The organism is Candidatus Neomarinimicrobiota bacterium, assembly GCA_022573815.1.
Classification (GTDB): domain Bacteria; phylum Fidelibacterota; class SORT01; order SORT01; family SORT01; genus JACZTG01.
Map to the genome: position 1 here is coordinate 1 of JACZTG010000045.1, position 8,985 is coordinate 8,985.

6 protein-coding genes are annotated in these 8,985 nt (G+C 40.9%); all 6 read left to right on the top strand.

Translation table 11 applies throughout. The features are described 5' to 3' along the window. Positions 1-140 precede the first annotated feature (140 nt). Entirely contained in the window at positions 141-746 is a 606-nt protein-coding gene (locus tag IIB39_10860; protein MCH8929198.1) for an HAD-IA family hydrolase, read from the top strand. A gap of 42 nt (positions 747-788) precedes the next feature. Further along, positions 789-1,931, top strand: coding sequence for a Gfo/Idh/MocA family oxidoreductase (locus tag IIB39_10865; protein MCH8929199.1), 1,143 nt, complete (start codon positions 789-791; stop codon positions 1,929-1,931). Positions 1,932-2,114: 183 nt separating this feature from the next. Then, positions 2,115-3,164, top strand: a complete 1,050-nt coding sequence (locus IIB39_10870) for a LacI family DNA-binding transcriptional regulator (GenBank protein ID MCH8929200.1) — start codon at positions 2,115-2,117, stop codon at positions 3,162-3,164. Further along, positions 3,133-5,172, top strand: a complete 2,040-nt coding sequence (locus IIB39_10875) for a cellulase family glycosylhydrolase (GenBank protein MCH8929201.1) — start codon at positions 3,133-3,135, stop codon at positions 5,170-5,172. The genes IIB39_10870 and IIB39_10875 overlap by 32 nt, the downstream gene beginning before the upstream one ends. Position 5,173: 1 nt before the next feature. Continuing rightward, positions 5,174-7,711 carry a T9SS type A sorting domain-containing protein gene (locus IIB39_10880; GenBank protein ID MCH8929202.1) on the top strand — a complete coding sequence of 846 codons (2,538 nt, stop codon included), beginning with the start codon at positions 5,174-5,176 and terminating at the stop codon, positions 7,709-7,711. Positions 7,712-7,747: 36 nt separating this feature from the next. After that, a partial coding sequence (locus tag IIB39_10885) for a carboxypeptidase-like regulatory domain-containing protein (GenBank protein MCH8929203.1) occupies positions 7,748-8,985 on the top strand: 1,238 nt, incomplete at its 3' end.

Consider the following 8,985-nt stretch of genomic DNA (forward strand, 5'->3'; position numbering starts at 1 on the left):
TAATATTACATTGATTATGGGAATTTGAGTAAATATTTTTAATGCACTTGAAAGCTTTAAACGATAAAATGTCCTGTGAGATGATTACCAATATAGAAAATAACACAATATTTGGGTTAAGAGTAATTTGATAAAGAATAATGATTGAAGTAATCGTGTTTGATCTCGGTGGTGTTGTGGTGAACGTGAACCTGGATACACCATTAGGTGTGTTATTCGACAATTCCGGAAAATTACAAAACACTTTCAATGGCAAGACTGACTTTACAGGATTGTTGCAAAATTTTGAGACTGGAAAGCTAAGTGCACTGAATTTCCACGAAAAGATCGTGAATCACCTTGGAATTGAACTATCTTTCGATGAATTTATAAGTCTCTCTAACGATGCCATTGAAGCAGGAGACGATGGAATTAATACAATCATCAAATCTCTTTCAAGAAAATATAAATTGGCTATTCTTTCAAATACGAACCCTGTCCACTTCGATTATATTAAAGACAATTATTCGATTATCGGATTGTTTGATCACACGGTGCTGTCATATGAAATGGGGACAGTAAAACCCGATATAAAAGCGTTTGAAAAGTTAATGCACGCTACATCAAAATTGCCCTCGCAACACCTTTTCATTGACGATAGGATTGAAAATATAATTGCCGCTAAAAAGATAGGTATGGACGGAATTCAATACAAATCAATTAAAAGTCTTATAGCGGCATTGAATGAAAGGGGAATCAGTATATAAATTTATTCAATCGTATAATGGACTCTATCTCACTCTTAATCTATGAAAAATAAATATAAATTAGGCATTATAGGTTTCGGCGGATTTGGAAATTTCTTGTATAATGCCTGGTCAGCTTTGGACAGAGTGGAGATCGTTTCAGTAGCTGATTCGCGCAGCCAAACACTTCCGAGCGGCAAACTTCGATTTTATGATAACTGGAAGCATCTAATATCAGATGAGAGAATTGATATAATTGCTATCGCTACTCCACCATCATCTCATACGGAAATAGCATGTGCGGCGATGGAGGCGGGTAAGCACGTTATCATAGAAAAACCAATTGCTCTATCAATAGCTGACGCACGTGAAATTATCTCAATTCGTGATAAAACCGATATGAGAGCGACAGTTGATTATATGCTGCGGTTTAATCCCATTGTAGATGTTCTCACAGAATGGAATAAATCGCTGCCGTTCGGTACATTGAGAAGGGTCGTAGTCGAAAACTACGCTCAGGACGAGTCCTTAAATGCCGAACACTGGTTTTGGGATAAGAAAATTTCAGGAGGTATTTTTATTGAGCATGGAACACATTTTTTTGATCTGATTAGTCACATTTCCGGATCGGAACCTCAGCAGGTAACCGGTACCGGTACTAATCGAAATTCCAAGCAAGCCGATAGGGCGCTGGCAAATGTGAAGTATAAAAACGGTCTGCTCGCCACATTTTACCATTCTTTTGCCAGACCGGGTATATTTGAGGATACTTCAATCAGATTAATTTATGATTTAGCGCAAATTGAAATAAATGGATGGATACCCCTGTCAGGGAAGATAAACGCCCTCGTCAATGACAGCTCCATCGAGGAATTAACTAATATTCCTAATCTGTCGATTATCGAAAGACAGCCTATCCGCGAAATAAAAGATGAATCAAGACCGAAGGGATGGGGATCCGTTGTTACTAAGAAATCCGGCAATTCCGATAAGATCAAGTCCGGTGGCATAGAATACGAGGTGAGAGAGATGATTAAAGCAACTTTCAAATTGTCTGAAAATAAAACCGAGGTGTATTCCGGATCGCTAAAAAAATTACTGTTAGATTTTATTCAATCCATTGACGATCCCAAGCATCGACAAGCGGTAACATTGGAAGATGGGATAAATAGTTTAGGTACGGCTATATTGGCTTCATCTGTGTAAAGAACAGGATTCGGATAGATTTTTAAAAACCATATTCTTACTAAATACGGTACTATTTAGCTGAATAATTTTGCTTGACAAGAAGCGATGATTCAGCTATATTTATCGAAGCGGTTCGATAATAAGTTAATTATAACGATAAAGAGTATATAAAGCATTCATTTATACGGTTAGAGCGATTCGATGTATTACACAATAAAAGATGTAGCGCTAAAGGCAGGTGTGGCACAATCCACCGTTTCATTGGTAATCAACGAAAGGGCAAATGTGGCGCCTGATACCCGCCGAAAAATCTTAGAGGCTATTAAAAAACTTAATTTCCATCCAAGACATTCAGCGCGAAATCTTGCGCTCGCAAAAGGAGGCAGTATCGGATTCGTGCTGACAGAGCAGTTTTTTAGGGTATCGGAACCATTCTATACCAGAATATTGTTGGGTGCGGAATTTGAGGCAGCGCAGCAAGGTTTTTATACTCTACTGAGCAGAGTAAAGGAACCATTCGACTTTCCGAAAGATATACCGAGATTCTTACTTGATAGAAGTATTGATGGAATAATAGTTGCCGGAAGAGCGCCAAAAAGATTATTGAAGTTTATCAATGAGAGAAAAATTCCGAGCGTATTGGTAGATTTTAAATTGCCTTCAGTTAAGACGAATCATGTATTAATTGATAATTTAGCCGGCAGTATAGAAGCGGTGAAACATCTGATCTCGGTTGGGCATTCAAGGATAGGATTTGTTGCGGGATCATCTACTCATCCGAGCATTCAGGAGAGGTATGAAGGCTATCGCCAGGTAATGTTCGAACATCATGGAGACCAATTAAAAGATATAGATAAACTATCCTATCTTGACGAAGAGGAAGCGTCTCCGGCGATTGGAAGAGAAGGCGCTCTTAAATTATTAAATATGGAAAATCCTCCCACCGCTCTATTTGCCTGTAATGATGCCACGGCAGCAGGATGTTATAAGGCGATAAGAGAGATGGGATTGAGGATACCTCAGGATATAGCTATAATGGGTTTTGACGATGTCAACCATAGTACGCATTTGGATCCTGATTTAAGCACGGTTCATATATATAAAGCGGAAATGGGAAAAGAAGCGGTTAGATCGCTTGTTGACCAGCTGGAGAATCCTGACCAGCCGTTTAAAACTAAAATTGTTTCAACAAAACTTATGGTAAGGGGCTCGTGTGGAGGTGAAAGAACGCCGGAAATTGACTATTTCTGATAATTTGTTGTTTAAAAATGCTAAGGGAGAAAAGATTTATCTCTCAGGAGTAAATTACTGGCCAAGAAAGACAGGACCATTAATGTGGTCTAAATGGGATCCGGCAGAGATTAGGAAAGAGTTAAGGCAAATGAAAGAAATGGGTATGAACATTAACAGGTCGTTTTTATATATACCAGATCTAATGCCCACGCCGGATAAAGTTGAGGAAAAAATACTGAAACGGTTTCTGACGTTTCTCGACATATGTTTGGAGGAGGATATTTCTACCATTCCCACTTTTTTTGTGGGTCATATGTCAGGTGAGGAGTGGGATTTCCCCTGGAGAGACGGTAGAAGCTTGTACGAAGATGAATATATGTTAGAAAAGCAATCAATGCTGATTCAAGAAGTAGTCAATTATGCTAATAACCATAAAGCGATAATAGGTTGGCTATTTTCCAATGAAATGCCGAATCATGGCGGAAACGGACCAAGAGAAAGTGTTACTAAATGGGTCGCACGAATGACTAAGGCTGTTCGTTCAACGGGCGACACGAAACCTATCAGCCCCGGAGATGGAGCCTGGAGTCCTGAAATTTGGGGAAAAGCCACTGAGTGGCACCTGACAGATTTATTAGAATATATTGATTTTATCGGTCCTCATATCTATCCGTTCGAGAACGATAATCTTAGGCATTCATACAATCCGGCATTCGCAATCAAAATGGCTACTGCATTGGGAAAACCTGCAATGCTTGAAGAATTCGGAGCGTCAAACACTATGGCTTCCGAGGAAAATCAGGGGGCATATTTCAGAACTACTCTCAACAGTGTTTTTATTAACGGTGGAGTAGGTTCGCTTGGATGGTGTTATTCGGATTTCGATCTCGAATATCAACGACCGTACTCTCACAGAAGTTTCGAATTGCAGTTTGGTGTTACTCGAATTGACGGAACTGTTAAACCAAGTGGAAAAGAGTTCATTACATTCAATGAGCGTGTTAGCAAAATAGATTTTTCAAAAACAATAATCCATGAAGATCCGGTTTCTATTTTAATTCCAAGTTACTATCACCACGAATATCAATACACTCCGGACGACCGGAAGGAAATGAAGAACAATTATAAGCAAACAATGGTCGGCTTAAAACAGGCAGGAATTAATCCTAATTTTCTTTTCGAGGAAACAATAGATTGGAATGTTTTAGATATGAAAAGTCGTCCAAAAGTACCAGCCGATTCTGAAATAATATTCGCTCCTACTATCCGGAGGCTCACATCTCCATATTGGAGGAGTTTAATTAATTTTGTAGAGAAAGGCGGATGGCTCTATGTATCATATTCGTCAGACGGATGGATTCACCTTTTTGAAGAATTGTTCGGGGCGAAGCACAATTTAAGATTTGGTTTAGTGGATCTTCCAAAAGAAAAGGTCAAAATCACTTTTGTCAAAGATTTTGGAAATATAAGTGAGGGCGATACGTTAGAATTCCTGACTGAAAATCTTACAAGGGACGCAGCTTTTTGTCCCGTGGTAACTACGACAGCCGAAGTGATTGCTGTTGACGATAACAACCGACCAGCGCTTTTGTTGAACGAAATTGGTGAAGGCAAGGTAATATTTTCTACATATCCCTTAGAACATTATTCTTCGACTCTTATTGATGGTTCAGCTCGTCAGCCTTTATATAAATTTTATTCCGCAATTTGTGCGGCTAAAGGAATAAGACCTCCTCTTATGAAAGACAATAAGAATGTGGAACTCGGAATTCTTCTTAATAATTCAGGAATTATTCATGCATATGCGATAAATCATTCATGGGATGAAGAAGAAATTACTATTTACTCAATGAAAAAAATAAAATCATGCATACAAATGGATTTCGAGGGGGAAGTTATTCTCGAAGAGAATTCATTTAGATTTAGCATGGGTTCAAAAGAAGTGAAACTTTTCGAGATAGGATTCGAAAAAGAAAAAGTATCAATAGAAAAAGGTAAACAGTCAACAATTTACATGGAGGAATGAGATGGATAAAAGAATACTAACAGTAGTATTTACGTTGGTTTTGTTCTTAACCGCTTTGCCGGCTATTGGACAAAACCTGATTCCGAATCCAGGGTTTGAAGGACTTACAGCCAATTATTGGACTGCGAATCCCGGAAGCGGTTCAGCCACATGGGCAACAGACCAAGCACGTACTCCGAACTACTCGCTGAAGATTACTTCAACATCGGGTAGTACAGATTCTTGGGTAAGCGCCAATATTTATAATTATTGGTCAGTGGGCGCCGGAGCAAATGTGGATATGGAAGTGGGCGCTTGGATTAAAACAAATGGCGTAAACACAGACCCTGCCACTGATGATGAAAAGATAACTTTAAGTTTCACTTTCTATAATGGAGGAGTAGACTTATTAGGTGCGCCTCTTGTGCTTGAAGTTGACCAAAGTGTAGCTAACTCTTTCGGTTGGGTGGAATTGAAAAACACAGTTGCATTGAGTGTGGCAGAAGGAATTGATTCTGTAATTGTCGAATTCAAGTTTGGCAGTGGAGCTACTGGTACTGCATGGATGGATGATATACTCATCCGGGCTACCGGAGAGGGGTGGGCAGGCGATTTCTTTAACGCGAATTTAGATGCCCCGACCGGCTGGTTTTACTGGTGGGATGGATTCTCATCGGGAAGCGCCTCATGGGATACACCGGGTGGTCGTCCGGTTACCGCGAGCGCAACTACTGCCGAAGCACATAGTGGTGATTTTTCATTGCAACTCACAGAAAATGACGGTGATGGAGACGAAGTTGTATTTATGACCGATTTCGCTGCAATTACACCAGGTGAGCCGCTGCTGGTAAGCGCCTGGATGAAAGCAAATCTCGTAAACGCAGACTCAGCAAATGCGAATCCGAGTTTTGCAGTCGGATTTACAATAACTTGGCACAAATCCGTTGATCCTGATTCCGGTTGGAATGAAGTATCAGGCGTGGACTATCGGTTTAACCTCCCGGCAGCTTCATTTGACTGGACGCAATTTGCCACAGTTGTATATCCACCGGACTTGGCAATTGCAGCAAGTGTCCGAGCGAGGTATTTTAATTTCTTCGAGGGCACAACTTTTTGGGATGATTTTGAGATGAGAAATATTCCAAGTATGGACCTAAGTACGGGAAATGCGATTCCAAGCCCAAGCTTAGAAGCGGGCAGTCCCAATTACTGGTCGGCGAATCCCGGCACCGGTGGTACAGCCACATGGGCAACCGACGAGGCACGTACTCCGAATTACTCGATAAAATTAACTTCAACATCCGGCAGCACAGATTCCTGGAATAGCGCCAATATCTATAATTATTGGGCGGTAGGTGCCGGAGCAAATGTTGATATGGAAGTGGGCGCTTGGATTAAAACCTCAGGTGTAAATACAAGTCCCGCTACACCTGCTGATAAGATCACGCTAAGTTTCACATTTTATAACGGAGGAGTGGATTTACTGGCAGGACCGCTTGTTCTCGAAGTTGACCAGAGTACAGCCACATCCACAGGTTGGATGGAATTAAAGAATGCATCCGCACTCAGCGTAGCTCAAGGGATTGATTCTGTAATAGTAGAATTCAAGTTCGGTAGTGGAGCAACCGGTACTGCCTGGTTGGATGATATATTTGTTAGGGCAACCGGAGACGGATGGGCAGGTGATTTCTTTAACGCGAATTTGGATGCCCCAACCGGTTGGTTCTACTGGTGGGACGGATTCTCATCGGGGAGCGCAACATGGTCTACACCGGGTGATCCTCCGGTTACAGCCTCTCAATCTGATGCGTTCGCCTCCGAGGGAACAAAATCCCTTATCCTTGTCGAAGCTGACAGCGATAATGATGAAGTTGTGTTTATGTCAGATTTCGCGCTGCTACCGGGATCAGGTTCTGTCCTATTAAGTGCGAAAATGAAAGCTGTTAGCGTAAACTCGGAGCTAGCAAATACTAATCCGAGTAACGCCGTCGGATTCACCGTTACATGGCACAGATCCGTTGATCCTGATTCCGGTTGGAATGAAGTATCCGGAGCAGACTTTCGGTTTAAACTTCCATCAGATACATTTGATTGGACAACGTTTGCTGCCGTATTTAATCCACCGGATGAAGCTATAGCTTTCAGCGCGAGGGCGCGTTACTTCAATTTCTTTGAAGGCACAACTTACTGGGATGAGTTTAGTATGACGGCAGTTCCATCATCTACCAGCGGAGCGGTTGTGAGCGTTTCGGATGAACCCGAGCTTATTTCGGGATTACCGCAAAGTGCTGAATTACTGAAAAATTATCCAAATCCGTTCAATCCATCCACAACAATTGTGTATGGTGTTCCTAAGAGTGGAAGTGTCAAATTAGATGTCTTCAATATGCTCGGACAAAGAGTGAGGACATTGGTTGATACTCAACATTCCGCAGGAACGTACGAGATTAAGTGGGATGGCACGAACGAATCCGGTAGAATTGTAAGTGGTGGAATCTATTTCTATCGCTTAAGAACCGGTGATTTGTCCTTAACAAAGAAGATGCTGTTCCTTAAATAAGAGTAGAAGGCAAATATATCAGGAGAATCCAGAAGCATGGAAATAAGAATTCATGCTGACGGATTCTCCATATTTGCCAAAATGCATTCTAATCAAAAACATGTAAATATCATGAAGTTAATAATAGCATATATCTCCATTACTTTAGCAATATGCAATGTCTCCTTTGCCGGAACGACCGGTAAGATTGTGGGTCGGGTATTAGATGAAACAACCGGTCAACCGTTACCGGGAGCAAATCTGATATTAAAGGGTACCGGAATGGGCGCAGCCGCCGATTTCGGGGGGAATTTTATAATCCTGAACATACCACCGGGGACATATACCCTGACGGCCAGGATGATAGGATATCAAGCGGTTGATTATGAAAACGTCAGAGTAACAATTGACTTAACCACAACTATAAACTTCGACATGGGTGTCCAGGCGATAGAATCGGGAGAGGTTGTTACAGTTATCGGAAAAGCGCCGCTTGTCCGTATGGATCTAACATCTTCTTCGGTTTCTGTCTCAGCCGAGCAGATAGCGGTTTTACCTGTAAACGATTTTTTGGGAATAGTAAATCTTCAGGCAGGAGTAGTCGATGGACATTTTAGGGGCGGTAGAGGAGGAGAAGTACTTTACCTTGTGGATGGAATTCCGGTAAACGATGTGTTTTCAGGAGATTTAGCGTTTCAGGTAGAGAACAACGCTATTCAAGAAATGGAAATTATAAGTGGCACATTCAATGCCGAATATGGACAGGTTCAATCCGGTGTAGTAAATGTGGTAACAAAAGAAGGGGGGCAAAAATATACAGGTCAAATTTCATCTTATATTGGCGATTACGTAACGGGAAACAACGATATTTTCGAAAATATCGACGATAGAAGTCCTACAGCAATATTTGACTTAAAAGGTAGCTTAAGTGGTCCGATACCTATATTTAGAGAACATCTTACATTTTACGTATCCGGCAGGAATTTTCATGATGAGGGACATTTATATGGAAAAACCGTGTATAATCCTTCTGTAACGACAAATGTAACCGATGTTTTACCACAATCAGAATGGAAATACCAGTCAATGAATCAGATTGACAGAAAGTCATTTCAGGGCAAATTAACTTATGTTATTGATCCGAAAAGTAAAAAAGACAAAATAAATTTTGATATCTTCAAACAGAATATTGAAAACAAGGGAGCGAATTTCGACCATCTCTTTCGATTTAGTCCTGATGGAATGGCAACTCAATTCAAAGACAGCTGGTCTATAGGTACAAGATGGTCAAGAAT

What these genes read in the sequence shown, in the direction of transcription:
- IIB39_10860 (MCH8929198.1), top strand. Translation starts at nt 141, where the DNA reads ATGATTGAAGTAATCGTGTTTGATCTCGGTGGTGTTGTGGTGAACGTG.
- IIB39_10865 (MCH8929199.1), top strand. Translation starts at nt 789, where the DNA reads ATGAAAAATAAATATAAATTAGGCATTATAGGTTTCGGCGGATTTGGA.
- IIB39_10870 (MCH8929200.1), top strand. Translation starts at nt 2,115, where the DNA reads ATGTATTACACAATAAAAGATGTAGCGCTAAAGGCAGGTGTGGCACAA.
- IIB39_10880 (MCH8929202.1), top strand. Translation starts at nt 5,174, where the DNA reads ATGGATAAAAGAATACTAACAGTAGTATTTACGTTGGTTTTGTTCTTA.